The sequence below is a fragment of the Streptomyces mesophilus genome (assembly GCF_040300965.1).
Lineage (GTDB): Bacteria > Actinomycetota > Actinomycetes > Streptomycetales > Streptomycetaceae > Streptomyces > Streptomyces mesophilus_A.
On record NZ_JBEPEW010000010.1, the window covers coordinates 1 to 26,884 of the forward strand.

At 71.2% G+C, this 26,884-nt stretch carries 24 protein-coding genes, 1 tRNA gene and 1 pseudogene; 12 read left to right on the top strand and 14 right to left on the bottom strand.

Annotated elements, in window-relative coordinates:
* The coding region (locus tag ABT367_RS05970; protein WP_352250023.1) for a response regulator at positions 1-1,091 on the top strand (1,091 nt) is incomplete at its 5' end.
* Positions 1,092-1,176: 85 nt separating this feature from the next.
* Here ABT367_RS05970 and ABT367_RS05975 read toward each other — a convergent pair.
* The 9 genes from ABT367_RS05975 to ABT367_RS06015 all read right to left on the bottom strand — a co-directional run bounded on the left by ABT367_RS05975 (position 1,177) and on the right by ABT367_RS06015 (position 10,293).
* Positions 1,177-2,829: a long-chain fatty acid--CoA ligase gene (locus tag ABT367_RS05975; protein ID WP_352250025.1), complete on the bottom strand. Its 1,653-nt coding sequence runs from the start codon at positions 2,827-2,829 to the stop codon at positions 1,177-1,179.
* 215 nt (positions 2,830-3,044) lie between these two features.
* The gene (locus tag ABT367_RS05980) at positions 3,045-3,674 is read right to left on the bottom strand and encodes a SigE family RNA polymerase sigma factor (protein WP_352250027.1); all 630 of its coding nucleotides are present in this window, start codon (positions 3,672-3,674) and stop codon (positions 3,045-3,047) included.
* Positions 3,675-3,973: 299 nt separating this feature from the next.
* Positions 3,974-4,795 (bottom strand): glycoside hydrolase domain-containing protein, encoded by an 822-nt coding sequence (locus ABT367_RS05985; RefSeq protein ID WP_352250029.1) that lies wholly within the window; start codon positions 4,793-4,795, stop codon positions 3,974-3,976.
* A gap of 144 nt (positions 4,796-4,939) precedes the next feature.
* Positions 4,940-6,106: a lipid-transfer protein gene (locus ABT367_RS05990; RefSeq protein WP_352250030.1), complete on the bottom strand. Its 1,167-nt coding sequence runs from the start codon at positions 6,104-6,106 to the stop codon at positions 4,940-4,942.
* Positions 6,103-6,573 carry a MaoC family dehydratase gene (locus ABT367_RS05995; protein ID WP_352250031.1) on the bottom strand — a complete coding sequence of 157 codons (471 nt, stop codon included), beginning with the start codon at positions 6,571-6,573 and terminating at the stop codon, positions 6,103-6,105. The genes ABT367_RS05990 and ABT367_RS05995 overlap by 4 nt, the downstream gene beginning before the upstream one ends.
* 28 nt (positions 6,574-6,601) lie before the next feature.
* Positions 6,602-7,642, bottom strand: coding sequence for an acyl-CoA dehydrogenase family protein (locus tag ABT367_RS06000; protein ID WP_352250033.1), 1,041 nt, complete (start codon positions 7,640-7,642; stop codon positions 6,602-6,604).
* The gene (locus ABT367_RS06005; RefSeq protein ID WP_352250034.1) at positions 7,642-8,583 is read right to left on the bottom strand and encodes a bifunctional MaoC family dehydratase N-terminal/OB-fold nucleic acid binding domain-containing protein; all 942 of its coding nucleotides are present in this window, start codon (positions 8,581-8,583) and stop codon (positions 7,642-7,644) included. Before ABT367_RS06005 ends, ABT367_RS06000 begins: the two co-directional genes overlap by 1 nt.
* On the bottom strand, positions 8,580-9,746 hold the full coding sequence (locus tag ABT367_RS06010; RefSeq protein ID WP_352250036.1) for an acyl-CoA dehydrogenase family protein: 1,167 nt from the start codon (positions 9,744-9,746) through the stop codon (positions 8,580-8,582). The genes ABT367_RS06005 and ABT367_RS06010 overlap by 4 nt, the downstream gene beginning before the upstream one ends.
* A 235-nt stretch (positions 9,747-9,981) precedes the next feature.
* The gene (locus ABT367_RS06015; protein WP_352250038.1) at positions 9,982-10,293 is read right to left on the bottom strand and encodes a hypothetical protein; all 312 of its coding nucleotides are present in this window, start codon (positions 10,291-10,293) and stop codon (positions 9,982-9,984) included.
* Between the two features lie 375 nt (positions 10,294-10,668).
* On the opposite strand from ABT367_RS06015, the gene ABT367_RS06020 reads away from it, so the two are divergent.
* The 4 genes from ABT367_RS06020 (at position 10,669) to ABT367_RS06035 (ending at position 13,434) form a co-directional block, all read left to right on the top strand.
* Positions 10,669-11,538, top strand: coding sequence for a bifunctional DNA primase/polymerase (locus ABT367_RS06020; protein WP_352250040.1), 870 nt, complete (start codon positions 10,669-10,671; stop codon positions 11,536-11,538).
* Positions 11,539-11,609: 71 nt separating this feature from the next.
* Positions 11,610-11,694: transfer RNA gene (locus tag ABT367_RS06025), tRNA-Ser, on the top strand.
* A 246-nt stretch (positions 11,695-11,940) separates the two neighbouring features.
* Entirely contained in the window at positions 11,941-12,375 is a 435-nt protein-coding gene (locus tag ABT367_RS06030; protein ID WP_352250042.1) for a hypothetical protein, read from the top strand.
* Between the two features lie 150 nt (positions 12,376-12,525).
* On the top strand, positions 12,526-13,434 hold the full coding sequence (locus ABT367_RS06035; protein ID WP_352250044.1) for an oxygenase MpaB family protein: 909 nt from the start codon (positions 12,526-12,528) through the stop codon (positions 13,432-13,434).
* A 67-nt stretch (positions 13,435-13,501) separates the two neighbouring features.
* Here the strand turns inward: ABT367_RS06035 and ABT367_RS06040 are convergent, their stop codons facing one another.
* Positions 13,502-15,121 (bottom strand): S1C family serine protease, encoded by a 1,620-nt coding sequence (locus tag ABT367_RS06040; protein WP_352250046.1) that lies wholly within the window; start codon positions 15,119-15,121, stop codon positions 13,502-13,504.
* 217 nt (positions 15,122-15,338) lie between these two features.
* Here ABT367_RS06040 and ABT367_RS06045 point away from each other — a divergent pair, with 217 nt between their 5' ends.
* The 3 genes from ABT367_RS06045 (at position 15,339) to ABT367_RS06055 (ending at position 17,912) form a co-directional block, all read left to right on the top strand.
* Positions 15,339-16,154 (top strand): glycerophosphodiester phosphodiesterase, encoded by an 816-nt coding sequence (locus ABT367_RS06045; RefSeq protein ID WP_352250048.1) that lies wholly within the window; start codon positions 15,339-15,341, stop codon positions 16,152-16,154.
* 120 nt (positions 16,155-16,274) lie between these two features.
* Positions 16,275-16,853, top strand: coding sequence for an ATP-binding protein (locus ABT367_RS06050; RefSeq protein WP_352250050.1), 579 nt, complete (start codon positions 16,275-16,277; stop codon positions 16,851-16,853).
* 90 nt (positions 16,854-16,943) lie between these two features.
* Positions 16,944-17,912 (top strand): DUF5926 family protein, encoded by a 969-nt coding sequence (locus ABT367_RS06055; protein WP_352250052.1) that lies wholly within the window; start codon positions 16,944-16,946, stop codon positions 17,910-17,912.
* Between the two features lie 358 nt (positions 17,913-18,270).
* On the opposite strand, the gene ABT367_RS06060 is transcribed toward ABT367_RS06055, so the two are convergent.
* Together ABT367_RS06060 and ABT367_RS06065 are read right to left on the bottom strand one after the other, a co-directional pair.
* Complete coding sequence (locus tag ABT367_RS06060) at positions 18,271-18,903, bottom strand: hypothetical protein (protein WP_352250054.1); 633 nt, start codon at positions 18,901-18,903, stop codon at positions 18,271-18,273.
* Positions 18,904-18,999: 96 nt separating this feature from the next.
* On the bottom strand, positions 19,000-19,665 hold the full coding sequence (locus ABT367_RS06065) for a bifunctional DNA primase/polymerase (RefSeq protein WP_352250056.1): 666 nt from the start codon (positions 19,663-19,665) through the stop codon (positions 19,000-19,002).
* Between the two features lie 493 nt (positions 19,666-20,158).
* Here ABT367_RS06065 and ABT367_RS06070 point away from each other — a divergent pair, with 493 nt between their 5' ends.
* From ABT367_RS06070 to ABT367_RS06080, 3 genes are all read left to right on the top strand, one after another.
* The gene (locus ABT367_RS06070; protein ID WP_352250058.1) at positions 20,159-21,697 is read left to right on the top strand and encodes a PP2C family protein-serine/threonine phosphatase; all 1,539 of its coding nucleotides are present in this window, start codon (positions 20,159-20,161) and stop codon (positions 21,695-21,697) included.
* A 268-nt stretch (positions 21,698-21,965) separates the two neighbouring features.
* Complete coding sequence (locus tag ABT367_RS06075) at positions 21,966-23,438, top strand: aminopeptidase P family protein (RefSeq protein ID WP_352250061.1); 1,473 nt, start codon at positions 21,966-21,968, stop codon at positions 23,436-23,438.
* Between the two features lie 95 nt (positions 23,439-23,533).
* Positions 23,534-25,078: a PLP-dependent aminotransferase family protein gene (locus ABT367_RS06080; RefSeq protein ID WP_352250063.1), complete on the top strand. Its 1,545-nt coding sequence runs from the start codon at positions 23,534-23,536 to the stop codon at positions 25,076-25,078.
* Between the two features lie 24 nt (positions 25,079-25,102).
* On the opposite strand, the pseudogene ABT367_RS06085 reads toward ABT367_RS06080, so the two are convergent.
* A pseudogene (locus ABT367_RS06085) lies at positions 25,103-25,351 on the bottom strand (DUF2871 family protein); the annotation flags it as partial.
* Between the two features lie 30 nt (positions 25,352-25,381).
* Positions 25,382-25,753 (bottom strand): DUF4267 domain-containing protein, encoded by a 372-nt coding sequence (locus ABT367_RS06090; RefSeq protein WP_352250065.1) that lies wholly within the window; start codon positions 25,751-25,753, stop codon positions 25,382-25,384.
* A gap of 176 nt (positions 25,754-25,929) precedes the next feature.
* On the opposite strand from ABT367_RS06090, the gene ABT367_RS06095 reads away from it, so the two are divergent.
* Positions 25,930-26,805, top strand: coding sequence for a LysR family transcriptional regulator (locus ABT367_RS06095; RefSeq protein WP_352250066.1), 876 nt, complete (start codon positions 25,930-25,932; stop codon positions 26,803-26,805).
* Positions 26,806-26,884 lie beyond the last annotated feature (79 nt).

Consider the following 26,884-nt stretch of genomic DNA (forward strand, 5'->3'; position numbering starts at 1 on the left):
CGCCGGCCGGGTCCGGGCGGCGGCGCAAGCTGGGTACGCCGCCGGACCCGAAGCCCGCGCAGGAAGCCGTGGCGGATCCGCGTACGCAGGAGTCCGCGGCCGGTCCCCGTACGCAGGAGTCCGTCCCGGACCCGCGGCGCGCGGACGCTTCCGTACAGCAGGAGACCCCCGCGCCGCAGCAGGAGGCCGCGGCCCCCGCCGTATCGCAGCCTCTGCCGCCCGCGCAGCCGGACCGCAGCGAGGGCCGGGGACGGTCGTACGCGATAGACGCACCCGCCGACGGCGCCGAGGGGCCGCAGGCGCTCGACGGTCCCGGCGGTGCGGTCGAGGTGGCGAACCAGCCGCAGCCTCTGCCGCTCGACGACGAGTTGCCGCCCGAGCCGCTGGACAATCCGCGCCGGCTCCTGGTGTGGCCCGCGCCCGATGTCTCCACGCAGCAGGCACTGAGCGACCGCGGCTACCGGCCCGTGATCGTGCACTCCCGCGAGGAGGTCGACGCGCAGATCGCGGCGTTCCCCGCCGCGCTGTTCGTCGACCCGCTGACCGGGCCGATCACGCGGACCGCGCTGCAGGCGCTGCGTCAGGCGGCGGTCGCGGCCGAGGTGCCGGTCCTGGTGACGGCCGGGCTCGGGCAGGCCTCGCGGGAGGCGGCGTACGGCGCCGATCCCGCCGTACTGCTCAAGGCACTTGCCCCGCGCGACAGCGAGCAGCATCCGCCGCGGGTCCTCCTGATCGAGGAGCACGAGGAGATCGCGCTCGCCCTGACGGCCTCGCTCGAACGGCGCGGGATGCAGGTGGCGCGGGCCGCTTCGGATGCCGACGCGGTGACGCTCGCGACGCAGATGCGCCCGAATCTGGTGGTGATGGACCTCATGCAGGTACGTCGCCGGCGCGCCGGGATCGTCGACTGGCTGCGGGCGAACGGGCAGCTCAACCGCACCCCGCTCGTGGTCTACACGGCGGCCGTCGACCAGTCGGATCTGCCGAAGCTGGCGTCGGGGGAGACGGTGCTCTTCCTGGCGGAGCGGTCGACGAGTGTCGAGGTGCAGACGCGGATCGTGGATCTGCTGGCGAAGATCGGCACCAACTGACGCAGGGAACACCGACTGGCATACGGAAAGGGGCGGGCCCGGTGATCCGGGTCCGCCCCTTCGCGTTGCTGACCGTCGGGGACCGTCAGCCGAGCTCTACGACATCCAGCTCGTTCTCGGCGTACTGCTTCCGGATGACCTTCTTGTCGAACTTGCCGACGCTCGTCTTCGGCACCGCCTCCACGATCGACCACCGCTCCGGCAGCTGCCACTTGGCGATCTTCGTGGCCAGGAACTCCTTGAGCTGCGCGAAGTCCGTGGTCGCGCCTTCCTTCAACACCACGGTGGCGAGCGGCCGTTCGCCCCACTTCTTGTCGGGGACGGCGACGACCGCGGCCTCGGCGACCTCGGGGTGCGACATCAGGGCGTTCTCGAGCTCGACGGACGAGATCCACTCGCCGCCGGACTTGATGACGTCCTTCGCGCGGTCGGTCAGGGTCAGGTAGCCGTCGGAGCTGATGACGCCGACGTCGCCGGTCTTGAGCCAGCCGTCCTCGCTGAACTTGTCCTCGGGCTTGAAGTTCTCGCCCGCGGCGCCGCCGTAGTAGGAGCCCGCGATCCAGGGCCCGCGCACCTCGAGCTCACCGGCCGACTGCCCGTCCCACGGCAGGTGTTCGCCGGCCGGGCCGACCAGGCGCGCCTCGACACCCGCGGGGAAACGGCCCTGCGTGAGGCGGTACGCCATCTCCTCCTCCGTGCCGACCACATGGGCCGGCGGGCGGGCGACGGTGCCGAGCGGCGAGGTCTCCGTCATGCCCCAGGCGTGGCAGACGGTGGCGCCGAGCTTGTCGAAGGCCTCCATCAGGGCGGGCGGACAGGCCGAGCCGCCGATGGTCACCTGCTTCATACAGCTGATGTCACGGGGGTTCTGCTGGAGTTCGCCGAGCAGGCCCTGCCAGATGGTGGGCACGGCGGCGGCGTGTGTGGGCTGCTCGCGCTCGATCATCTCGGCGAGCGGGGCGGGCTGCAGGAAGCGGTCCGGCATCAGCATGTTCACGCCGGTCATGAAGACACCGTGCGGCAGTCCCCAGGCGTTGACGTGGAACTGGGGGACCACGATGAGGCTGGTGTCCCGGTCGGTGAGGCCCATCGACTGCGCCATGTTGACCTGCATCGAGTGCAGGTAGATGGAACGGTGCGAGTAGACGACGCCCTTGGGGTCGCCGGTGGTGCCGGAGGTGTAGCACATGGCCGCGGCCTGGCGTTCGTCGATCTCCGGCCAGTCGTACGAGGTCGGCTTCCCGGCGAGCAGCTCCTCGTACTCGTGCACCTGGACGCTCGCCCCGTCGAGGAGCGAACGGTCGCCCGGTCCGCTGACGACGACATGCTCGATGGGCGCGAGATGCGGCAGGAGCGGGGCGAGCAGGGGGAGCAGGGAGCCGTTCACGAGGACGACGCGGTCGGCCGCGTGGTTCACGATCCACGCCAACTGCTCGGGGGGAAGCCGCAGGTTGAGCGTGTGCAGCACGGCGCCCATGGAGGGGATGGCGAAGTACGCCTCGACGTGTTCGGCGTTGTTCCACATCAGTGTGGCCACGCGCTCGTCCCCGCGGACCCCGAGGTCGTCGTGGAGGGCGTGGGCCAGCTGGGCGGTGCGAGCACCGATCTCGGCGAAGGAGCGGCGGTGCGGCTCGGCCTCGCCGGTCCAGGTCGTGACCTGGGACGTGCCGTGGATGGTCGACCCGTGCATGAGGAGACGGGTCACGGTCAGCGGTACGTCCTGCATCGTGCTCAGCACGGCGTCCTCCCGGTGGGCGCTACGGAGCAGTAGGGTTGCGCCGATTCTCACCGCATACCCGCTGGTATGTCACTAGTAGCGGGGATGATCGATCAGCCGGGAAGGTTTCGCGTACCTGCGATGGCGCCGGTTACGGCACCTGCCTGTGCACCTGTGACGGCACTGCCAAGGCGCCGGCGGGTCCTGCTGCGGCACCGGCTGCGGCACCTGTGAGATCACCGTACGGGCGTCAGTTCCGGGTCCTCGCGCAGCTTGCCGAGCGCCCGTGAGACCGCGCTCTTGACCGTGCCGATCGAGACGCCGAGCACCTCGGCGGTCTGGGCCTCGCTGAGATCCTCGTAGTAGCGCAGGACGACCATGGAGCGCTGCCGGTCGGGCAGTTTCATGATCGCGCGCCACATCGCGTCCTTGAGCGCCTGCTGTTCGGCGGGGTCGGCCACCGGCACCGGGTCGGGCTCGGGCAGCTCGTCGCAGGCGAACTCGTCGACCTTGCGCTTGCGCCACTGCGAGGTACGGGTGTTGAGCAGGGCGCGGCGGACATAGCCGTCGAGGGCGCGATGGTCCTCGATGCGCTCCCAGGCGACATACGTCTTGGTCAGCGCGGTCTGCAGCAGATCCTCGGCGTCCGACGGGTTCGACGTCAGCGAGCGAGCGGTGCGCAGCAGGACCGGCTGGCGGGCCTGCACATACGAGGCGAAGCTCGGGTACGCGTGTGCGGCCTGCGTCGCGGCGGCCTTCACGGTGGACGACCGCGCGGAACCCCTCGCCGGCTGCGCCGTCCTGGTGGCCTTCACGGCTCCCAGTCCGGCGGGCTTCGATGCGCTGGTGCACACGGGTGTGGTCATGGCTCCACGCTAGAAGCGCCCCCTACCCCCGCGGATCGGCCGCAGGGCCTGAAGCCTTGTCCGCCTCAGGTTGTAGGACGGGGGCTACCTCCACCTCCTGAGGGTGGAGGGAGCGATGAACGTCCCCTCGGGGTCATACCTGAGACAGAGGCGGTACGGCGGCGGGCGGGGGTGGCGGGTCCGGCCGGCCGGGGTCGCGGGTCCGGTGGGCGGGGGTGGCGGGTCCGGCCGGCCGGTGTCGCGGGTCCGGTGGGCGGCTGTCCGGGGCGGCGTCAGCGGAGGACCTGTCCGGGGCGGCGTCAGCGGAGGACCGCGACCGGTGCGTTCACCAGATTGCGGTCGACCTCCATCGCGTGGCCGCCGTACTTCTCCTTCTTCGGGCCCCGGTACTGATGGATGCTCGCCCCGCGCCACGCCTGCGGGCTCACGCCGGGGATGGGGTGCGCGCGGGGCTTGCCGTTCCAGCGCGCGTACCAGAGGGCCCCCGGCAGATCGCCGTATCCGGCCTTGCGGGCGCGCTCCATGTGCCAGATGCCGGAGCTGAGGCTGGAGTAGAAGCCGGGCACATAACCCTGCCCGCGTACCGCGCGGTTCCAGCCCCGCACGAAGGTCAGCGTGGGCTTGCGGCACTGCCACTTCGCCATCGAGTAGTTCTCGATGTCGAGGTAGAGCGCGCTGCCCCGCTTCATTCCGTACGCCTTGGCGCGGCGGACCGCGTCCAGGCCCTCCTTGCGGCCCTGGCCCCAGGCGTCGCGCCCGATCCTGACCTTCTTCTTGTGCGGGACCAGGACGCACGGCGACTGCGAGCCGACGTACACCGGGAGCACGCTCCAGCCCATCCGGTCGACCTGCCGCAGCCAGCTCGCCGACAGGTGCGGCTGCTTCTTGCAGAAACGCCCGCGTCCGCCGAAGTACACGGCCACACCCCGGAAGTTCGACTTCCGCCAGGCCGACATGGTGCGCAGGGGCGGGGTCGTACAGGTGTCGAAGGCCCAGCCGCGGAAGACCTTGCCGCGCGCGGCGCCGCGGTGCTCGGGCGTCGGCACCGCCGCGGAGGGTGCGGTGAGCGTGGTCAGGGCCACCAGGACCAGTAGTCCAATGATCAGCTTGGGAGTGCGCATGCACCGAGTGAAGGGCCGTACCGGTGCCCCGCCCCGGGGACACGCCCCGGGACGGGAAAGGTTCAGCCGTCCGCCCCGGAGATCGGTTGTCCGCCTCCGGGATCAGGCGTCCACCTACGGGATCAGGCGTCCGCCTCCCGTGGATCAGCCGTCCGCCCCCAGGACCAGGCCCGAGGTCGGCACCCCGGTCCCCGCCGTCACCAGCACGTTCGACGCCCCCGGTATCTGGTTCACCGAGGAGCCGCGCAGCTGGCGCACGCCCTCCGCGATCCCGTTCATCCCGTGCAGATACGCCTCGCCGAGCTGCCCGCCATGGGTGTTGACCGGCAGCCGTTCCTCGGCCATGAAGTCAGCCGCCTCACCCGGCTTGCAGAAGCCGAACTCCTCCAGCTGCATCAGCACGAACGGAGTGAAGTGGTCGTAGAGGATCCCGACGTCGATCTCCTCGGGCCGCAGACCGGACGTCCGCCACAACTGCCGGGCCACCACGCTCATTTCGGGCAGTCCGGTCAGATCGTCCCGGTAGAAGCTGGTCATGGCCTCCTGCTTGCGGCCCGCTCCCTGTGCGGCCGCCGTGATCACGGCCGGCGTGTGCCGCAGCTCCCGGGCGCGCTCCACGCTGGTGACCACGATCGCCTGGCCACCGTCGGTCTCCTGGCAGCAGTCGAGCAGCCGCAGCGGTTCGACGATCCAGCGGGACGCGGCGTGGTCGGCCAGGGTGATCGGCTTCCCGTAGAAGTACGCGGCCGGATTGTTCGCCGCGTACTTGCGGTCGGTGACGGCCACATGCCCGAAGGCCTCCGGCGTCAGCCCGTACGTATGGAGGTAGCGCTGTGCCGCCATCGCCACCCAGGACGCGGGCGTGAGCAGCCCGAACGGGAGCGACCAGCCGAGCGCAGCACCCTCCGCCGACGGTTCGCGCTGCTGGACCCCGGAGCCGAAGCGCCGCCCGGAGCGTTCGTTGAACGCCCGGTAGCAGACCACTACTTCGGCCACCCCGCTCGCCACCGCGAGCGCCGCCTGCTGGACGGTCGCGCAGGCCGCTCCGCCGCCGTAGTGGATCCGCGAGAAGAAGGAGAGGTCGCCGATCCCTGCCGCCTGGGCGACGGTGATCTCCGGGTTGGTGTCCATGGTGAAGGTGACCATGCCGTCGACGTCGGCGGGTGTGAGCCCGGCGTCGTCGAGGGCGGCTCGCACGGCCTCCACGGCGAGCTTGAGCTCGCTGCGCCCGGAGTCCTTGGAGAACTCCGTCGCACCGATCCCCGCGATCGCCGCCTTGCCGCCGAGGCTGTCCCTGTTGCGGACGCTCATGATGCCTCCCCGCCGAAGTCCCCAGCGATGTCCCCGCCGTTGTCCCCAGCGGTCCCCCCGCCGATGGACACGGTGACCGTGCCGGTCACGTGCTTGCCGATGCCGTTGGCCCCGGCCACCGCGACCTGCGCCGTGCCCTCCTCGGCGGAGACGGAGGTGACCTTTCCGGTCAACACCATGGTGTCACCCGGGTAGTTGGGCGCACCGAGCCGTATCGCGACCTTGCGCAGCACGGCACCCGGCCCGAAGTGGTCGGTGATGTAGCGGCCGACCAGGCCGTTGGTGGTGAGGATGTTCATGAAGATGTCGGGGGAGCCCTTGGCCTTCGCGAGCTCCGCGTCGTGGTGCACGTCCTGGTAGTCGCGCGAGGCGATGGCACCCGCGACGATCAGGGTGCGGGTGATCGGCACTTCGAGCGCCGGCAGCTCGTCACCGGGCGCCCACGTACGTACGTCTGCTGCACTCATCGGGCACCCTCCCCCTTCCGTACGGCACTCATCGGGCACCCTCCCCCGCGGGCGCCGGGCCCGCGATCAACTCACCGAGCTCGGCGAGGACTTCCGCCCCGCACCCCAGATAGGCCGCGGTCTGCCGCCCCCACAGGAAGTGCCGGTGCACGGGGTGGTCCAGGTCCGCGCCCATGCCGCCGTGCAGATGCTGTCCTGCGTGCACCACCCGAGTGCCGGCCTCGGCCGCCCACCAGGCCGCGGTCAGCGCGGCCTCCCGGTAGCCGAGCAGCTCGTCCCTGCGCCAGGCGGCCTCATAGGCGGTCACCTTGATCGCCTCGGTGTCCATGTACGCGTCGGCCGCCCGCAGCAGCACAGCCTGCTTGGCGGCGAGCGGTTTGCCGAACTGCTCGCGTACGGAGGTGTATTCGACCGCACGCGCAAGCGACCCCGCGCACACCCCGGCCTGCACGCCCGCGAAGGCGGTCCGCGCATCGGCGAGCACCCGCTCGTAGGCCCCTTCCCCGCCGATCCGCTCGCCGGGTGTCCGGTCGAGCAGCAACCGCCCGCCCGACCACGGCGCGGTCAGCTCGACGTCCTCGACCCGGGCGTCCGCCACCCGCACCATCCACAGGGTGTGGTCGGCGGCGGCGACCAGGACATGGGTGGCATCGCGCAGCCACGGCACCCAGACCACCTCGCCGGACAGTCGCGATGCCTCGGCCCGTACGCCGGAAGCGGCCGGGAACGCGCCCGTCGCCACCGCCGAACCGTCCTCGAACCCCGGCAGCAGCCGCCCCCGCTGCTCATCCGTGCCATGCGTGTCGACCGCCAGTAGCCCGTACACACAGGTCGCCGCGAACGGCACCTGTGCCGTGGTCCGCCCCTGCTCCTCCAGGAGCAGGACGAGGCCGAGCAGCCCGATGTCCCGTACGGCACCGATCAGCCCGGACGACCCGAGCGCCTTCCACAACTCGGCGTCCGTGCCCTGCCCATGCGCCGCGAGCCGCTCCGGTGTCGAGAGATCTCCGAAGATCTGCGCGGCGAGTTCCCGCGCGGCCGCCTGCTCCTCCGTAGGCGTGAAGTCCATCAGGCCACACTCCCCACGGCCGCGCCGGCTCCGACGGGCCGGAACACGGGCACCTCCAACTCCTCGTCGGTGCGCAGGAATTCCAGTCGTACGGCCATCCCTATCCGCACCTCGTCATGCGGGACCCCCACCACATTGCTGATCATCCGCACGCCCTCCGCAAGCTCGATCAGACCCACCGCGTACGGGGGATCGAAGGCCGGGAAGGGCGGGTGATGCATCACGACGTAGCTGAAGACCGTGCCCTCCCCGCTCGCCTCGACGGTGTCCCACTCGGCGCCGCCGCAGGAGTTGCACCCGGGCAGCCAGGGGAAGCGCAGCACCGAGCACTCCATGCAGCGCTGGATGAGCACCTTGTGCTCCTCGACGCCCTTCCAGAACCCCGCGTTGTCCCGGTTGACCACGGGACGCGGCCGCCGGGCGGGCTTGCCGTCCTTGGCCGCCGGCTTCTTCGAAGACCGGTCAGCAGGCGCGTACTTGAGGATCCGGAAGCGGTGGGTGCCCGCCAACTCCCCGTTCGCCCGGACATCCATCCGCGTCGTCACGAAGTGGCCGGTCCCCAGCTTGGTCGTCTTCTGCTCGGACACCGACTCGATCACGGCATCGAAGGTGATCTCGTCCCCGACTCTGAGCGGCCGCAGATACTCCTGCTCGCAGTCGGTCGCCACGACCGAGCTGAACCCGGCCTTGTCGAGCAGCCGGAACAGCTCGTCCTGCGCGGCCGACCGCCCCTGGTGCCCGCCGAGCCCGCCCATCGTCCAGGCCTGCAGCATCGTGGGCGGGGCGATGGCATCCGGACCCGTGTACGCCGGGTTCGTATCGCCCATCGCCTCGCACCAGTGCCTGATCATCGGCTCGTTGACCAGGTCACGCCCGACCCCGCCCTCGGCGGCGTGCAGACCCTCATACGCTTTCAACTCCTCGTACAGGCCGTCGCTCACCGCTTCACCCTCCTCATACCGAGCCGCATCGTGGCGACGATCTCCCGCTGCACCTCGCTCACCCCTCCCCCGAAGGTGTTGATCTGGGCCGCCCTGTTCATCCGCTCCAGCTCGCCGTCCCCGAACGCTCCCGGCGACCCGGCGCGGACCGTCCCCGCCTCCCCCGTAATTTCCTGGCACATTCGATACACCTCGACGGCCGATTCGGTTCCCACGAATTTCACGCCGGAGGCATCGCCGGGTGCCAGCGTCCCGGCTCCCACATCCCCCACCAGACGCCAGTTGAGCAGGCGCGTCGCCGCGAGCCGGGCATGCACCTCGGCCAGTCGGGATCGCACCCACGGCAGGTCGATCCGGCGCTCGCCCGTCACCGGATCGGGTGTACGGGCGGACCGCAGCGCCTCCTCGTAGAAGTCCTCGGCCTGCATCCCGATCGCGGCGAGGGCGACGCGTTCGTGGTTGAGCTGGTTGGTGATCAGCCCCCAGCCGCCGTTCTCCTCGCCGACGAGGTTCCCGGCCGGGACGCGGATGCCGTCGTAGTACGTGGCGGAGGTCGAGATGCCGCCCACCGTGTGGATCGGGGTCAGCGAGAAGCCGGGCGCGTCCGTCGGGACGAGGATGATCGATATGCCCTTGTGCTTGGGGGCGTCGGGGTCGGTGCGGCAGGCGAGCCAGATCCAGTCGGCGTTCTGCGCGTTGGACGTGAAGATCTTCTGGCCGTCGATGACCCAACTGTCGCCGTCCCGCACGGCCTTGGTGCGCAGGGAGGCGAGGTCGGTGCCGGCCGAAGGCTCGCTGTAGCCGATGGCGAAGACGATCTCGCCGCTCAGGATGCGCGGCAGGAAGTAGTCCTTCTGTTCCTGTGTCCCGTACTTCATGAGCGTCGGTCCGACGGTGTTCAGCGTCACCATCGACACGGGCGCGCCCGCACGGTACGCCTCGTCGAAGAACACGAACTGCTCGTCGGGGCCGCGCCCTTGGCCCCCGTACTCCTCGGGCCAGCCGAGCCCGAGCCTGCCGTCCGCGCCGATCCGCCTGAGCAGCCGGCGCTGTTCGGCGGGGTCGCCGGCGAGTGCCGTGCGGTCGGGCGGCATCACGTCCCGGAAATACGCACGCAGCTCGGCGCGCAGCTCCTGCTGGCGCTCGGTTGGGGCGAGGTGCACGGCGGCGGCCTCCCTGACCTCGTACGAATGAAGGTTTCTGACTGTCCGTCAGATACCTATCGGTGTCAAGGTGCAGAGAGCCTTCCGGTAGTCGGACGAGGGGCGCCCGGGCAGCCCGGAGCAGAGCCGGAACAGACCGCCCCGGAACACGCCTGCGCGGCGGCACCCTCCGGAAGGTGCCGCCGCGCGAGCCGTTCCCCCATCCCCCTCGGGCCGGCCGAACCGGTCCCGGGGCCTACCAGAGCTCGGTGAAGTTCACCTCGATGTTCTCGTTCGACTGGTGGATGGCCGTGAAGGCCGAGCCGTTCACCTGGGCGTTGTTGTTCTGGTTCGAAGCACCGGAACCGGTCGCCACCTGCTGGTTGGTGGCCGAGTTGCCGTTGTTGTCGTCGCCCACGCCGCTGCCGGAGATGGTGGCCACGCTCGTGTTCGATCCGTCGTCCGCGAACCCGCCGTTGTCGGCCTGTGCGACCCCGGTGAACAGGGCGGCTGCGAGGGGCAGGGCGGCAGCGGCGGCGATGATGCGGGCGGTACGGATGCTTGCCATGTCAATTCCTCCATCGACCGGGCGGACCCGGCGGATCAGAACCGGCTGGGCCGGTAAGTGCGGCTTGTGCCAGGGCAGTTGGCCGACCGCCTTGGCGATGTGCACGACGTCGCGAGATCAGAGTTGCCCAACGAACCCCGGCGAACCACCCCGCAACGGATCTTTCCCTCGCGAGTGTGAGGACAAGTCGATAAACCTGCACGAACCGAAAGTTGCCGCAGGTCAGTGGCGTGCTGACACCTCGGTGAGCACGCCTGCCGTGCGCCGCAAGGGAGGAAGCGTTCCGGCTCCCCACACCTCGACGCCGCCGGACTCACCCGTACGAGGCAGGGATCCCCCCTTCCCTTCTTCGAACACTCGTACGAAAATGAACGCATGGCCACCTTCGACCGGCATGCCACGACCCTGGCCCTCGCCCACGCCCTGTCCGCCGCCGAACGCGGTCTCGCCGTGATCCCGCTCTCCCGCAGCAAGCTCCCCGCGCTGCGCTCCCCGCACCACGAGGACCCCGTGGACGCGCCCCAGTGCCACGGCGAATGCGGCCGCCCCGGACACGGGGTCTACGACGCGAGCACCGACCCCTTCCGTATCCGCGAACTCTTCGCCGCCGCCCCCTGGTCCACGGGGTACGGCATCGCGTGCGGGCTTCCGCCGCACCACCTGATCGGCATCGACCTCGACACGAAGGCGGACACGGACTCCTCGGCGCTCCTGCGCGAGCTGGCCTTACGGCACCTCTTCACGATCCCGCCGACCGTCGTCGTGATGACGCCCAGCGGCGGCCGCCACCTCTGGCTCTCGGGCCCGCCCGACATCGTCGTCCCCAACTCGGCCAGCCGCCTGGCCCCCGGTATCGACGTACGCGGCGCCGGCGGCTATCTCGTCGGCCCGGGCTCCCGCAGCGAACACGGCGTCTACAGCACCGCCCCCGGCACCGCCCACCTGGCGCCCGCCCCCTGCCCGCGCGCCCTGCTGCGCCTCCTCACACCCCCGCCGCGTACGAAGGCGCCGCCTGCGGGCGGCTCGCATCAGGGCCGCGGCCTGGTCCAGTTCGTCCTGGGCGCACGGGTCGGTCAGCGCAACACCCGCCTGTTCTGGGCGGCTTGCCGCGCGTACGAGAACGGCATCGGCGACGATCTGGCCCGCCACCTCACCGACGCGGCGGTCCGCACAGGGCTCACGGAACGCGAGGCGCGCGCCACGATCGCCTCGGCGGCACGGCTCACCGCCGGCCGGGAGGCCTGAGCCGGGCCCACCCCCGCACCCCCTCGCGCGGCCGGTACGCTGTACTGGCTCCGCCCCTGGTGGCGGAGCGAGGTGGGTTGCCCGAGCGGCCTAAGGGAACGGTCTTGAAAACCGTCGTGGCGCAAGTCACCGTGGGTTCAAATCCCACACCCACCGCGGTGGTCCGCGAGGACCGGTTCAGAAGGGGTGTCGCCGAGTCGGCGGCACCCCTTCTGCCTGCCCGGCGGCGCCCCTTCTCCCTGCCCGGCGGCGCCCCTTCTCCCTGCGTACGTGCGTCGCGTGCCGAGTCCGGACGCGCGGGCGATCCGTGGGCCACGCGGGCGAGCAGGCGTTTGCGGCGGAGACGAAGCGCGCATGGCTGAGGGGTTCGCTGAGGCACGACATCCCCCTGGAGGACAGCACGTGAACCCCGTCGTCACTCGTATCGCGACCGTCGGCGCAGGCCTGTTCCTGTGCGCCGTACCGGCACTGCCCGCCGCCGCGGGTCCGCTCCACCCCGGCCCGGCGGACGACCGGCAGCTGCCGCAGCTGACGGCCGAGGCGACCGTACGGACCGTCGCCGCCCAGGAGGAGTTCCGTATGCGCGGAACCGTCCCGACCCTGCCGGCAGGCACCGAAGTGACGCTGCAGCAGCGGCAGAAGAAGGGGTGGGTCAGCCTGCCCGCGACGGTGCGCACCAAGAACGACCTCAGCTACAGCATGCGGGTCAAGCTCGGCATGAAGGGGCCCAACGAGCTGCGCGTCATCGCGTGCACCCGGCCGGAGTCGGACGCCTACACGATGCTCGACACCTCGGTCTGCCACACCTCGGACCCGGTGGCGGTCACGGTGCGCTGACCGGGGACCTGCCGTGCGCGGGCGCCGCTACGGCGGCGGCGCCCGCCTCCCCCGTGCCGTCCGGGACCGGGCCGCCCTCTGCCGTCTTGCCCCTCAGGGTGGTAGGAACGTCAGCGTCCCCGGACCGCGGACCCGCAGGGAGGCACCTCGATGACGTCGAAGCGCTACGAGCGGCTCGCGCGGATCCGGCGCCTGGACCCCGAGCGCGACGCCACACAGATCTACCGCCTGATGGTCGCGTACGAGTTCCCGTGGGACGTCACCCGGGCCCTCGAACTCGCCCTGTACCGCACGTACGCCGTGCCGAGCATCGGCCGACTGCTCGCGGAGACGGCCGAGTTGACGGCCCGTTCGCAGAAACGGTACGACGACACCGCCCTCCTGCTCGACGCCGTGGTGGAGTTCGGCTTCGGATCCGACGAGGGCCGTACGGCCATCCGCCGGATCAACCGGATGCACCGCAGTTACGCCATCACCGACGAGGACATGCGCTATGTCCTGTCCACGTTCGTGGTGATGCCCAAGCGCTGGATCGACACCTACGGCTGGCGCCGGCTCTCGCAGCACGAAACGCTGGCCACGGTCGCGCACTACCGCACCCTCGGCCGGCACATGGGAATCCCCGACATCCCCGCCACCTACGAGGAGTTCGAGCACTGCCTGGACTCCTACGAAGCCACCCACTTCGCGTGGGACGCCCGCTCGCGCGAGGTCTCCGACGCGACGCTCGACCTGATGGCCTCCTGGTATCCGGCCCCGCTCGCACCTCTGTTGCGCACGGGCGTCCTCGCGCTCCTCGACGACCATCTGCTGAGCGCCTTCCGCTACGAGGCCCCGCCCGCCCTCACCCGCACCCTGGTCCGGCGCGCGGTACGCCTGCGCGGCCGCGCGGTGCGGCTGCTCCCGCCGCGCAGGGCACCGCACTTCGCGCGCCAGAACCGCGAGATCAAGGGCTACCCCGACGGCTACCGCATCGAGGACCTGGGGACCTGGCCCCGACCGGGGCTGCGGGGGTGTCCCGTGCACAGCGGCGGGACCGGGTCCGCTCCGGCGCCCTGACACGCCGAAGGCGGACGGCAGTACAGCCGTCCGCCTTCGTACGGAGTCCGCGCAAGGGGGGCGAGGATCAGTCCTCTTCGCCCTTGCTCCCGAGGACCACATCCACCGTGTGCTCCTTGCCGCCCCGCTCATACGTGAGCTTCACGGTGTCGCCCGGCTTGTGGGTCCAGATCTCGCTGATCAGGGTCGGACCGCTGTCGATCGGACGGTCGTCGAGCTTGGTGATCAGGTCGCCCGGCTTGAGTCCTGCCTTGTCGGCGGGGCCGCCCGGCGTGACCGGGTCGGTGCCGCCCGCGCCCTTCTCCGTGATGCGCGCGCCACCGTCGCGGCTGGTCTCGTCGATGGTGACCGAGGCGCCGATCATCGGGTAGGTGGCCTTGCCGTTCTTGATCAGGTCCTGGGCCACGTTCTTCGCCGTGTTGACCGGGATCGCGAAGCCCAGACCGATCGAGCCGGCCTGCTGGCCGCCCATTCCGCTGCCGGCCGACTGGATCGCGGAGTTGATGCCGATGACCGCGCCGCGCGCGTCGAGCAGCGGACCACCCGAGTTGCCCGGGTTGATCGAGGCGTCGGTCTGCAGCGCGCTCATGTACGAGCGGGCGGCGCTGGAGCCGTCGCTGGAGGCGACCGGGCGGTTCTTGGCGGAGACGATGCCCGTCGTCACGGTGTTGGAGAGACCGAACGGCGCACCGATCGCGATCGTCGAGTCCCCGACCGCCACCTTGTCCGAGTCGCCGAGGGCCAGCGGCTTGAGCCCGGAGGCGTTCTTCAGCTTCAGGACGGCCACGTCATAGCCCTGCGCCCGGCCGATCACCTCGGCCTCGTACTTCTTGCCGTTGGAGAACGTCGCCGACAGCTTGCCGCCCTGCGCCGCCGTCGCCACCACGTGGTTGTTGGTGAGGATGTGGCCCTCGCGGTCGTAGACGAAGCCGGTGCCCGTGCCGCCTTCGCCTTCGCCGCCCTGCGCGTCGATGGTCACGACGCTCGGCAGCGCCTTGGCCGCGATGCCCGCGACCGAGCCCGGCTCGCGCTTGAGGTCGGCCGGGGTGTCCGAGGCGGCGACGGTCGTGGAGTCCGTACCGCTGTCGTTGCGCTCGGCGGCCCAGTAGCCGATTCCTCCGCCGACACCGCCCGCGACCAGTGCGGCGGCGAGCGCGGCCGCGACGAGGCCGCCCTTGCGGGACTTGGGGGAGGCCGGGGCCGGCTGATAGGTCGCGCCCCACTCCTGACCGCCACCGCCGTTCGCGTACGCGGGCGTGGCGGGCGGCTGCGGGGGCCAGCCGCCACCGGCGGCGGTCGGCTGCTCATGTCCGGCGGCGGCGTGCGCGTGCTCACCGGGATGGCCCGGGGCACCGGGCTGCCCCGGCGCACCCGCGGCGGTCGGCGCGGCATACGGCGCACCCGAAGGCGCGCTCGCAGCCCCCGCGGGAGCACCCCCCGGAGGAACCGGCGGCAGCTGCGCCGTCTCGCCCGCCTGCACGGGAGGCAGCGGCGCGGTCACGTTCTCATCGGGACGAGGTCCGCCGGGCGCGGCCGCACCAGATGCGGCCCCGTCAGGCGCGGCCGCATCGGTGGCGCCCTTGTCGGACGGTCCCGCGCCGGCGGCGCCTTCCTGCGAAACCGACGGAGGCGCAGGAGGTACGGACGGGGCGGGGGGAACTTCGTTGCCCTCGTTCTCGGTGCTCACAGCTCTACTCCTCGATCCACGGCGTCCGTCAGTATCTTTTCTGCTGGCCGCACTTATGCTCCGCAAGCCTTTCCCACCGGACGTCAGGTCGCCATAAGCCGCACCTGTGTGTCCGTCGCCCATCCTCGGCGGCGGCCGGAACCGGCGCATCCGCTGAGACCCCGTCAGGTCACCCGACGTACGCCACGGGTACCCCGCGAAGTGACACCATGTCGCGGTGACTTCCGCACGAACCCCGCAGCCCTCGGGGCGCGATCCCCGCTCGATCCAGGTCGTCGCCCACCGCGGCGCCTCCGACGAAGCCCCCGAGCACACTCTCGCCGCGTACAAAAAGGCGATCGAGGACGGCGCGGACGCGCTGGAATGCGATGTCCGGCTCACGGCCGACGGACACCTCGTGTGTGTCCACGACCGGCGCGTCAACCGTACGTCAAACGGCCGCGGCGCCGTCTCCGCCCTGGAGCTCGCCGACCTCGCCGCCCTCGACTTCGGCTCCTGGAAGAACAGAGAGGACGGCCCGGAGTGGGAGGACACCTCCGTCCTCACGCTCGAGCGCCTGCTCGAACTGGTCGCGGACGCGGGCCGCCCCGTGGAGATGGCGATCGAGACCAAGCACCCCACGCGCTGGGCGGGCCAGGTCGAGGAGCGGCTGCTGCTCCTGCTCAAGCGCTTCGGCCTGGACGCGCCCAAGACGCCGGCGGATTCTCCGGTACGGGTGATGAGTTTCTCGGCCCGTTCCCTGCACCGGATCCGGGCCGGCGCCCCGACGCTGCCCACCGTGCAGCTGCTGCAGTTCCTCACGCCGCGCACCCGCGACGGCCGGCTTCCCGAAGGGGTGGGGATCGCGGGGCCCGGTATCCGGCTGGTCCGCAACAACCCCTCGTACATCGACAAGCTCCGGCGGGCCGGGCACCAGGTGCACGTATGGACCGTGAACGAGCCGGAGGACGTGGACCTCTGCGTCCGGCTCGGCATCGACGCGATCATCACCAACCGCCCGCGGGCGGTCCTCGAACAGCTCGGCCGGGGCTGAGCAGCTGTTGCCGTGCCCCACCCCGGGCACCAGCCGTCACTCACGCAGAGTGCACCGGCGCGTTCGGACCGTATCCGTTTGACCCGAGTGCGTCATGAGGCCGTCATAACGGTGTCCCGTATGCGGATTGGCCGGTTTCCGGTCCAGGCCATTGGGGCATCCACACCGTGGCGTGGGGCTAAGGAGGTCTCGGGGGTGGCGTTGGTGGTGGCACAGGAGGTGCCGGCGTCGTCGAGCATGGCCGTACCTCATGGTCCTGCAGGCGTAGGACGAGCAAGACACTGCATGCGTGATCAGCTGCGTATCAGCGGCGTATCCGAAGCGGTGATCGACGATGCCGTCCTGATTCTTTCCGAACTGCTCAGCAATGCCTGCCGGCACGGCAGGCCGCTCGAGGACGCCGCGATGGTGGGCGACGGCAATGTGCGGGCGGCATGGCGGCTCGACACATCCGGTCGGCTCACGGTCGAGGTGACGGACGGCGGCGGCCCGACCCGGCCGGTTCCGGCCACACCGTCGGTCACGGCGCGCGGCGGCCGCGGGCTCGGCATCATCGCGGCGCTGTCCGACGAGTGGGGTGTACGGGACGGCACGGCCGGTGAGGTCACGGTGTGGGTCGTACTGACGACGGGGCACCGGCGCGACGACTTCGCTACGCGTGTCACAGGACCGGGCGAGCTGTACGGCGACCTCGGCTGACCCGGTCGCCCGGGCGACCGCCCACGGCATCCGGCGCGCAACGGCTAGGCTCACCGCCGTACCGCCCAAGCCGTGACCGGGAGACGCACGATGGCCAAGAAGCGCCCTCAGACGAAGAAGCCACAGAAGGCGCAGATCACCGATGGCGAGATCCCCGTCGTCGGCGCGCGCGAGCCCTGCCCCTGCAACTCGGGCCGGCGCTACAAGGCCTGTCACGGCCGCGCCGCCGCGCAGGCCGTGACCGAGCTGGTGCACCGCCCGTTCGAGGGTCTGCCCGGCGAGTGCGACTGGGTCGCGCTGCGCGAACTGGTGCCCGCCGCCACGGTGGAGCTCACGCTCAAGGACGGTCTGCCGGAGGGCGTGCCGTCGGTGACGCTCGCGACCGTGCTGCCGATGGCGTGGCCGGGTCTGCGCCGCGAGGACGGCTCGGTCCTGATCGGGCTGCAGAACGACACCTCGTCCGGTGACCTCAGCCGTGACCTCGCCGACATCCTCACCCAGGCGCTCACCACCGAGCCGGGCAACCCGATCGCCGCCCGCCGCACCTCGGGCGACGGGCCCCGGCTGCAGGAACTCCTGGACCCGAAGGGCCCGTTCGAGCCGGTCGTGCACGAGGGCTTCGAGTTCTGGGTGCCGGACGCGGAGAACGCCAACGCGGAGGTCAGCGCCTCCCTGGAGCGGGCCAACGCCGCCGCGATCCCGACCGTGAAGCTCTCGGGCGTGGACGCCGCGTACTGGTGCGAGACCCCGGAGAAGAACCACCTGCGCTGGGTCATGCCGCACCCCGAGGAGAAGCTGCTCGACGCGCTCGCGCGGCTGCACGCGGCCGGCACCTCGAGCCTCGGCGAGAACACGCGCCTGGTGGGCTCGTTCCGTGCGCACGGTCTGATGGTCCCCGTGTGGGATCTGCCGACCGGCATGTCGGCTGCCGATGTCGAAAAGCCCGCCGCCGAGTTCGCCGAGCGCCTCGCCACGGCCCTCGCCGACGAGGCTCCGCTCACCGGCGAGGAGCGCCGCGCCCGTGGCGGCCTCACCAACCGGCAGGTCACGCTGAGCTGACCGGCCGGTCAGTCCGCGACGACTTACTGCGTACGCATCGAGCGATCACCGAGTGATCAGAAATGGCCATTCATGATCGCCGAGAGACACAGGAAAGCCATAGAAAAGGTATGACAACGGTCACAACTCCCGGCCTTCCCCGGTAAATCCCCAGCGGATTGGCCGATACCGGCCGAGATCGAATTTGCGAACAGCAGATCTCTTGTTACCGTTCAAGTAGCCCGGTCGCTGGTGCATCCCCCGTCGCCAGCGACCGGGCCTTTTCATGCCCGCGGCCGGATGTCCGGCCCGGTCGGCCGACAGCCCGCGCTCAACTGCCCGTGGCAGGCGCCGCTCAACTGCCCGTGGCAGGCGCCGCTCAACTGCCCGTGGCAGGCGCCGCATTGCTACCGGAGCGCAGCAGCATCGGGCGGCCCTCACCCAGGCCCTGGTCCTCGCTCCCGTCGGCATCCGCCGGTGCCGCGAACTCCGCCACCGCCGAGTACGCCTCCTGCTCACCCGCCGTCCGCTCACGCGGCGTCTCGCACGCCCCGGGCTCGTCCCCTTCGTCGACGGCGCAGTGCATCTGCACGGTCCGCCCGTCGGGCCCCATCAGCGTGAGCACCGAACTCAGTTCCTCGCCGGTGGCATTGCGGTAGTACGTACGAGCCCATGTGTCCCGGCCCTGGCTCAGCACACAGGTCTGCGCCTCGACGCCCTCGGGGGAGGCGAGTTCGGGACCGCACTGCGCCGCGGTCGTCAGGCCGAGCCCGGACAGCAGGCCGGAGGTCCCAGCCTGCTTCGCCGGCTTCCCGGCCGTGTCGTCCGTCCCGCCGCCGGGACCTGAGACGGGCGCGTCAGCCTTCGCCCGTACGTCCCCGTTCTTCGCCGGCACGTCCGCCTGTACGTCTTCGTCGAAGGATCCCGCCGGACCCGCCGCCGCACCCGCGAGCGGCAGCAGGACCGCGAGCAGCACAACGGCGAGGAGCGCGGACATACGTGCTCGCTGCAACGGACCCACCTGTTCAACTGAACGGCACAACAACGGAGGTGAGCCCGAAGATAGCGACGGCCGGGGGCCCTCAGGCCCCGCGCGCGCCCAAGCCGCCTAGAACTCGGGCGCGCTCACACCCGTATGAGTGAGGGTGTCGATCAGAACATCCACCAGGGCCTCGATGTCCGGCAGCCACGGACTGGCCGAACCGGGCAGCGGGGCACGCTCCCAGCGGACCTCGCCCTGGCCGGTCTCCGAGGGCGGCAGAACGACATAGCCGCCGCTGCCGTGGAAGCGGAGCGAACCGGGCACGTGGTCCCTGGCGTAGAGCAGTTCGCCGAGGTGGGGCATCGAGTACGGCGCGACGAGCAGCGACCAGCGGTCGGGAGTCGCGACGACCGGGCCGACACGGACGCCCTTGCGGTCGAGCACGGCAAGGGAGCGGGCCGCCGCGATGGCCGGCAGGCTCACCGCACTGGGCCCCGGGCCGCCTGTGGCCAGGACGATCGGCGCCGTCGGACGGTTGGTCCACCACCAGCGGACCATCCGCTCATCGCTGGTCGCGGCCAGGATGCCGGGGTCGAAGGGGTGGGCGCCGGGGCTGGCGCAGTCGGGGTCGGGACATGCGCATTGCGGCGATCCCGGCTGCTGCAATCCCACACCGGGGAGCACCGGCCACTGCCAGGTGCTGGCAAAGGTCAGGGCCGCGCTGATCTGGTCAGGCCTCCCACCGGAGCGCTTCGACAGGAGCCTGCGTCGCCTTCCGAGGATCTCGCGCATGAGCGCTCGTTCCTTTCCGTTGAAAACGCAGAGACACTACCGACACTGCGGGCCGCTTCGGACCACTTCGAACATTGCGGACACGTGCGTCACGCTTGGAGCTCGGACTGAGCTACGGATGCTCGTACCTGACTGCAGTTGGTCGTGCCGCACCGCAGATGCATCCATTACAACCATGGCGGTGGGTGGCGTGCGCCTGGCGCTTGCCGCGCCTTGCCTGCCCGAGTGCTTGTCCCGCTTGCGAACCGCCATGAGCCATACGGCCGGAGCACGGCCTTCGCTCTCTAAGACGTATAGGTCCGTCGTCTGGTTCAGAAACAGCGCCAACTGTGGCTGTTCTTCCCCGAGTACGTACCCGTCCCGCCCGCCGTGCCGTCGAACGCAGCCCAGTCGACAGCAATAACGGATTGGTCGGGGCTGTTTTTCGCCAAGTTCCCTTTTTCGTCACAGTTGCCTCGTACACCCCATGGACACCAGGAATCCTCGCAGGACAATGCTGGACATCCCCAGACCAGGGCGTGTAGATGTGGACCTATTGCTGGCGGCGCAGAATGACATGGGGGTTTGCGATGCTATTGAGCAATATGGAACGTCCGGAATACCGGATGCGAACCGCGCCATGAACGCCCCTCACCTTCCGAAAGTGGCCGGAATCGATCCCAGCTCTTCTTCGGTTCCCGCCCCCGCGCACACCCCGGCGCTCCCTTGCGCCCCGACGACCGCCACCCCGGCGGCCGTGATCCAGGACCGGCTCGCCGGCTGGGTCTCCGACCTCACCACGCTCCACGAGCTGACCGAGCGACTGACGCGCACGGCGGTGCTCGAGGACTGCCTTCGCGAACTGCTGCGCGCCGGCGCCGCACTGGTCGGAGCCCGCCGCGGACTCGTCATCCTCGAACCCTCCGACCGGCTCGGCCCCGACACCATGACCGGGCTGGGTCTCGAGCGGGCCGATCTCGGGCATCTGGAGACCGTGCCGCGCGACGCCACCTCGTACGGCCGGCTGCTCGACGGCTCCGGACCGCTCGGCCCCGGCGAATGCGGGATCGCCCAGCCCGACCTGCTCGCCGAGGAGAACCTCGACCCGCGCCACCGCTCGGTCGCCGACCGGCTCGGCTACGCGGCCAGCTATGCCGTGCCGCTCACCTGCGACACGGCAGGCCGGCCGGGAGCGGCGGACCGGCTCGGTGCGGCGGTCTGGCTGTACGACGAGCCGGCCGAGCCCGTGGAGCGCCAGCGCCATCTGATCGGCCTCTACATGCGGTACGCGGGCGAGCACCTGGCCCGTCTGGTCGAGCTCGAACGCGCCCGTACGACCATGGCGACGATCTCCGAGGAACTGCTGCCGAGCCGGCTCCCCCGGGTCGCCGGCGTCCAGCTCGCCGCCCGGCACCGCACCGGGCCGCGCGGCGGCGGCGACTGGTACGACGCGCTGCCGCTGCCGGAGGGCGCGCTCGGGCTCGCGGTCGGGTCCGTGACCGGGGCAGGACCCAGCGCGGTCGCGGCGATGGGACGGCTGCGGGCGTCCCTGCGGGCGTACGCCGTGATGGAGGGCGAGGACCCCGTCGCGGTGCTCTCCGATCTCGAACTGCTGCTTCGCCTCACCGAACCCGCGCGCAGCGCCACCGCGCTCTTCGCGTACTGCGAACCGCGCCGGCGCAAGATCGTGCTCGCCGGGGCCGGGCACTCCCCGCCCCTGATCATCGGCGAGCGGCGCACCGAGTTCGTGGAGACCTCGCTCTCCGCGCCGCTCGGGATGCTGAGCTGCTGGGAGGCGCCGAGCGTGGACCTCTCCCCGGAGCCCGGAGAGACCGTGCTGCTCTATACGGACGGGCTGCTCCACCGCACCGGCGACCCGATGGACCGAGCCTTCGCCCGGCTGCACGCGGCGGCGGCGAGCGTGCCGAAGGCGCTGCGGGACGATCCCGGGGCGATCGCGGACCACGTCCTGCGGACCGTGCTCACCGACGGGCGGGACGAGGCGGACAGCGATGAGGACGTGGTGCTGCTGGCGGCGCGGTTCGTCGACTGAGGCGGGGCGGGCCCTACCCGGGGCCCGACTGAGGCGGGACAGTCCCCGCCCTCCCGGGGGCCGAAGCCCTTTCCAGGCTATCGGCGCCCACTGACAACGCGGCCCGCTCACCACACGGCCCACTCACAGCACGGCCGGAGGACCCTCGGAGCGGAAACGCCACGAGGGTCCTTTTCGCGTGACTTTGACCATACGTACAGGCCCCGGAACCCCTTCCGTACGGACATACGATGGACGGTGGTCCCCAGGTCACTACGAGGAGGCATCCGTGGCCGAAGAGCTCACCGACAAGCCCGGCGAAGAAGCAGCCGAAGAGGCAGCCGACAAGCCCATCAAGCAGCGGAAGAACGGCCTGTACCCGGGCGTGTCCGATGAGCTGGCCGAGTCCATGCGCTCGGGCTGGGCGGACACCGAGCTGACGGATCTGGAGCCGATCGCCCAGGCCGGGCACACCGCCCGCCGCCGCGCCGCCCTGTCCGCCGCCTTCCCGGGCGAGCGTCTGGTGGTCCCCGCGGGCAAGCTCAAGACCCGGTCCAACGACACCGAGTACAGCTTCCGCGCGTCCACCGAATACGCGTACCTCACGGGCAACCAGACCGAGGACGGCGTCCTGGTCATGGAGCCGGTCGAGGGCGGCCACGAGGCGACGCTGTACCTGCTGCCGCGCTCCGACCGCGAGAACGGCGAGTTCTGGCTGGACGGCCAGGGCGAGCTGTGGGTCGGCCGCCGCCACTCGCTGACCGAGGCCGAGAGGCTGTACGGCATCCCCGCGTCCGACGTCCGCAAGCTCGCGGACGCGCTCGCCCAGTCCACCGGCCCGACCCGCGTGGTGCGCGGGCACGACGCCGGTATCGAGCAGGCGCTGGCCGACAAGGTCACCGCCGAGCGCGACGAGGAGCTGCGGGTCTTCCTGTCCGAGGCGCGCCTGGTCAAGGACGAGTTCGAGATCGGGCAGCTGGAGCAGGCCTGCGCGTCCACCGCGCGCGGCTTCGAGGATGTCGTCAAGGTCCTCGACAAGGCCGAGGCGACCTCCGAGCGCTACATCGAGGGCACGTTCTTCCTGCGCGCCCGCGTCGAGGGCAACGACATCGGCTACGGCTCGATCTGCGCCGCGGGCCCGCACGCCACGACCCTGCACTGGGTGCGCAACAACGGCGAGGTCCGCTCCGGCGACCTGCTGCTCCTGGACGCCGGTGTGGAGACCAACGAGCTCTACACCGCGGACGTGACCCGCACGCTGCCGATCAACGGCCGCTACAGCGAACTCCAGCGGAAGATCTACGACGCGGTGTACGAGGCCCAGGAGGCCGGTATCGCCGCGGTCAAGCCGGGCGCCTCCTACCGCGACTTCCACGACGCGGCCCAGCGCGTGCTCGCCGAGAAGCTCGTCGAGTGGGGCCTCCTGGAGGGCTCGGTCGACCGCGTCCTGGAGCTCGGCCTCCAGCGCCGTTTCACGCTGCACGGCACCGGTCACATGCTCGGCATGGACGTCCACGACTGCGCGGCCGCGCGCCGTGAGGCGTACGTGGACTGCACGCTCGAGCCGGGCATGTGCCTGACGGTCGAGCCGGGTCTGTACTTCCAGGCCGACGACCTGACGGTGCCCGAGGAGTACCGCGGCATCGGCGTCCGGATCGAGGACGACATCCTCGTCACCCAGGACGGCAACCGGAACCTCTCGGACGCGCTGCCGCGTACCAGCGAGGACGTCGAGGCCTGGATGGCTTCGCTCAAGGGCTGAGCCGCCCGTACGGCTTGTGCGGAAGGGACGGTGCGCGACCGGCGTGCCGTCCCTTCCGTCTGTGCGGACGCAGGGCGGCCGTTAGGGTCCCCTCCATGGCTGACACCTGGGCGGACCAGGCCGAACGCATCGGCGCCGACCTGCACTTGGAACTCGACGGCGGCGGCAGCCGGCGGGCGGCGCTGATCCGCGCGCTGCGCTCCGCCGTGGCCGAGGGGCGGCTGCGTCCGGGGCAGCGGCTGCCGCCGTACCGGTCGCTCGCGGCCGATCTGGGGCTTACGCGGAACACCGTCGCGAGCGCGTACGCCGAGCTGGTCGCCGAAGGGTGGCTGACGGCGCGGCAGGGGTCGGGGACGCGGGTGGCGGGGCGGTCGGTTTCCACGGCGCGGGCGGTTTCCACGGGGCGTGCGGGCTCATCGGGGCATGCGGTTTCCACGGGGCGCTCGAACGCCACGGCACGTTCAGGCTCCACCGCGCGTGCGGGTTCCCCGGTGCGGACGCCCGCGTCCGCGGCGGTGCGGACTCGGCGGCCGGCCGTGGTGCACGATCTCGGCCAGGGGAAGCCGGACGCGGCGTCGTTCCCGCGTACGGCATGGGCCGCCGCCGCACGCCGTGCGCTGACCTCCGCGCCCAACGAGGCCTTCGGGCCCGGCGATCCACGCGGTCGGCCCGAGCTGCGCGAGGCGCTCGCGGAGTATCTGGCGCGGGTGCGCGGGGTGCGCACGGAGCCGGACCGCATCGTCGTCTGCTCGGGCTTCGCGCATGCGCTGCGGCTCCTTTTCGGCGGCGCGGGCGGCTCCGGGCGCGGGGTCCTGCGCGGCCCGCTGGCCGTCGAGGCGTACGGGCTCGGGTTCCACCGCTCGCTGATGGAGGCCGCCTCCGTGCGTACGGTGCCCATCGAGGTCGACGAACAGGGCGCCCGGACCGAGGAGTTGACGTCCGCCGCGCGGGCCGTGCTGCTGACCCCGGCGCATCAGTTCCCGACCGGCGGGCCGCTGGTGTCCGGGCGGCGGGCGGCCGCCGTGGAGTGGGCACGGTCGTCCAGGGGCGGGCTCGTCCTCGAGGACGACTACGACGGCGAGTTCCGCTACGACCGCGAACCCGTGGGCGCCGTACAGGGGTTGGAGCCCGAGCACGTGATCTATCTCGGCTCGGTCAGCAAGAGCCTGTCACCCGCGGTGCGGCTGGGGTGGATGGTGCTGCCGGGGCATCTCGTCGACGCGGTGGTCGGCGTGAAGGGCGAACGGGAGGCGTGGGCGAGCGTGCTCGACCAGCTCACGCTGGCGGAGTTCCTCGCCTCCGGGCAGTACGACCGGCATGTGCGGCGGATGCGGCAGCGCTACCGCAGGCGGCGGGACCGTCTGGTCTCGGTCCTCGCGGAGCGGGCGCCGCACGTCTCCGTGTCCGGGATCGCGGCGGGCCTGCACGCGGTGCTGCGGTTGCCCGCCGGAACGGAGGCGGGAACCTTGGCGCGGGCCGCACGGGCGGGGGTCGCGGTCGACGGGCTTTCGGCGTTCCGGCATCCGGATGCGCCGGTGTCCGGCGACGGTCTTGTGGTGGGGTACGCCGCTCCGGCGGAGCATGCGTACGGGCCGGCGCTGGACGCGCTGTGTGCGGTGCTGCCCGCTCCCGGGCGGTGACCTCTACGGTGCCGCGGGGAGCGTCTACGTCTGCATCTGCGCCGGGGCCGCGTCTGCGCCAGGGCCTTGAACCGGCTCGGCTCCGGCGGGAATCCGCCTTTCGAGGGTGAGGAACAACAGGACCAGCCCTGCGGTCAGCAGGATGTGACCGAGACCGGAGACCAGCGCGAGCGCCTCAGCGCTCTCCCGGCCCAGCACCGTCAGGGTGCCGCGCAGAGTCATGGTGGCGATGGTCAGAGCGAGCCCGGCGTTGTAGATCCAGTGGAACCATCCGCAGAGCCGGTGGGACCCGCTTTCGGATTCTCATACGGCGAACAGCAGAGCGGCGCTGCCGAGTACAGCCACGGCGGTGGCGAAGTGGACGCCGAACGCGACCGCCCTGGTGCCTCCGTGCCGGAGCACGACGAACACATCGCTCAGCGGAACCAGCGCGACAAGCAGCATGAACCACGCCCCGGCCTCGGCACCGGCGAACGCAAGGAGGCCCAGGCCGGTCAGTCCGTAACCGGCGTCGCGCAGCCCCTTGACCGTGAGGTAGGCGGGGTCGCCCTCGGCTCGCGCGGGCACCCCGTACCCGGCCGCCGCCGTACGGGGCGCCAGCAGGAACCAGCACCCGATGTAGAGGACGAACAGGTTCAGCAGGACGGCGAGACCATAGGCGATGGGAGTGAGCACGGCGCGTTCCCTTCCTCCGCGAGCCGCGCCCGGCGGCGGCTCCGCTGTCCAGGCTGGTCGCGTCGCCCCCCGCGAACAACAGCGGTTTCCGCAAGGCTGCGTTGCCCCACAGGTCACCGATGAGCGTTGTGTCAGCGCTGAGTTGACCTATAAGTTCACGGCCGGGGGAGGCGCTCATGGAGCTGCGCGACATCGAGATCTTTCTGACGCTGGCCGAGGAACTGCACTTCGGCCGTACCGCCGAGCGGCTGCACGTCACTCCGTCCCGCGTGAGCCACGCCATCAGAAAACAGGAACGCCGCATCGGCGCCCCGCTGTTCGAGCGCACCTCACGCACGGTCCGCCTCACCCCGGCCGGCCGGCGGCTCTACCAGAACCTGCATCCCGCCTACCGGCAGATCCTCGACGGGATCGACGAGGTGTCCGCGTCCGTCCGCGGCGACGGCGGCACGCTGAAGCTGGGCACCATGGGCCCGCAGAACTGGATGATCCGCGAGATCACCGAGCGGTTCAGGGCCGGCCACCCATCCGCGCAGTTGGTGCACAGCGACCTCAACCCGGTCGACCCGATCACCCCGCTGCGGTCGGGCGACATCGATGTGGCGCACCTGTGGCTGCCGTTCAGCGAGCCCGACCTCGCCGTCGGCCCGGTCACCCACAGCTCGCCCCTGGTCCTGATGGCGGCCGCGACGCACCCGTACGCGGATCGGGAGTCGGTCTGTCCGGAGGACTTCGGCGAGCTGGCCTTCCCGTCGCACCGGTCGCCGATCCCGGCCTCCATGGAGGAGGCCTGCGCCCCCTTCCACACGCCCTCGGGACGCCCCATTCCCCGCGGGCCGGAGGTCGCCACCTGGGACGACCTGCTCAAGGTGGTCAGCGCGGGGCACGCCGTCGTCGCCACCGCCGCCGAATCGGCCTCCTTCTATCCCTGGCCCCACCTCGTCTATCTCCCCGTACGCGATGCCGACCCCCTCCGCTGGGTCTTCGCCTGGCGCGCCGACGACCGCAACCCGCTGATCCGCGGCCTCGTCGACGCGTGCGGCGGGGAATGACGGGCGGCCCACAGCCCCGGGGCACAGGGACCTCGGCCGCGGACGGACTTCAGGTGTGGACGGGCCTCAGACGCGTACG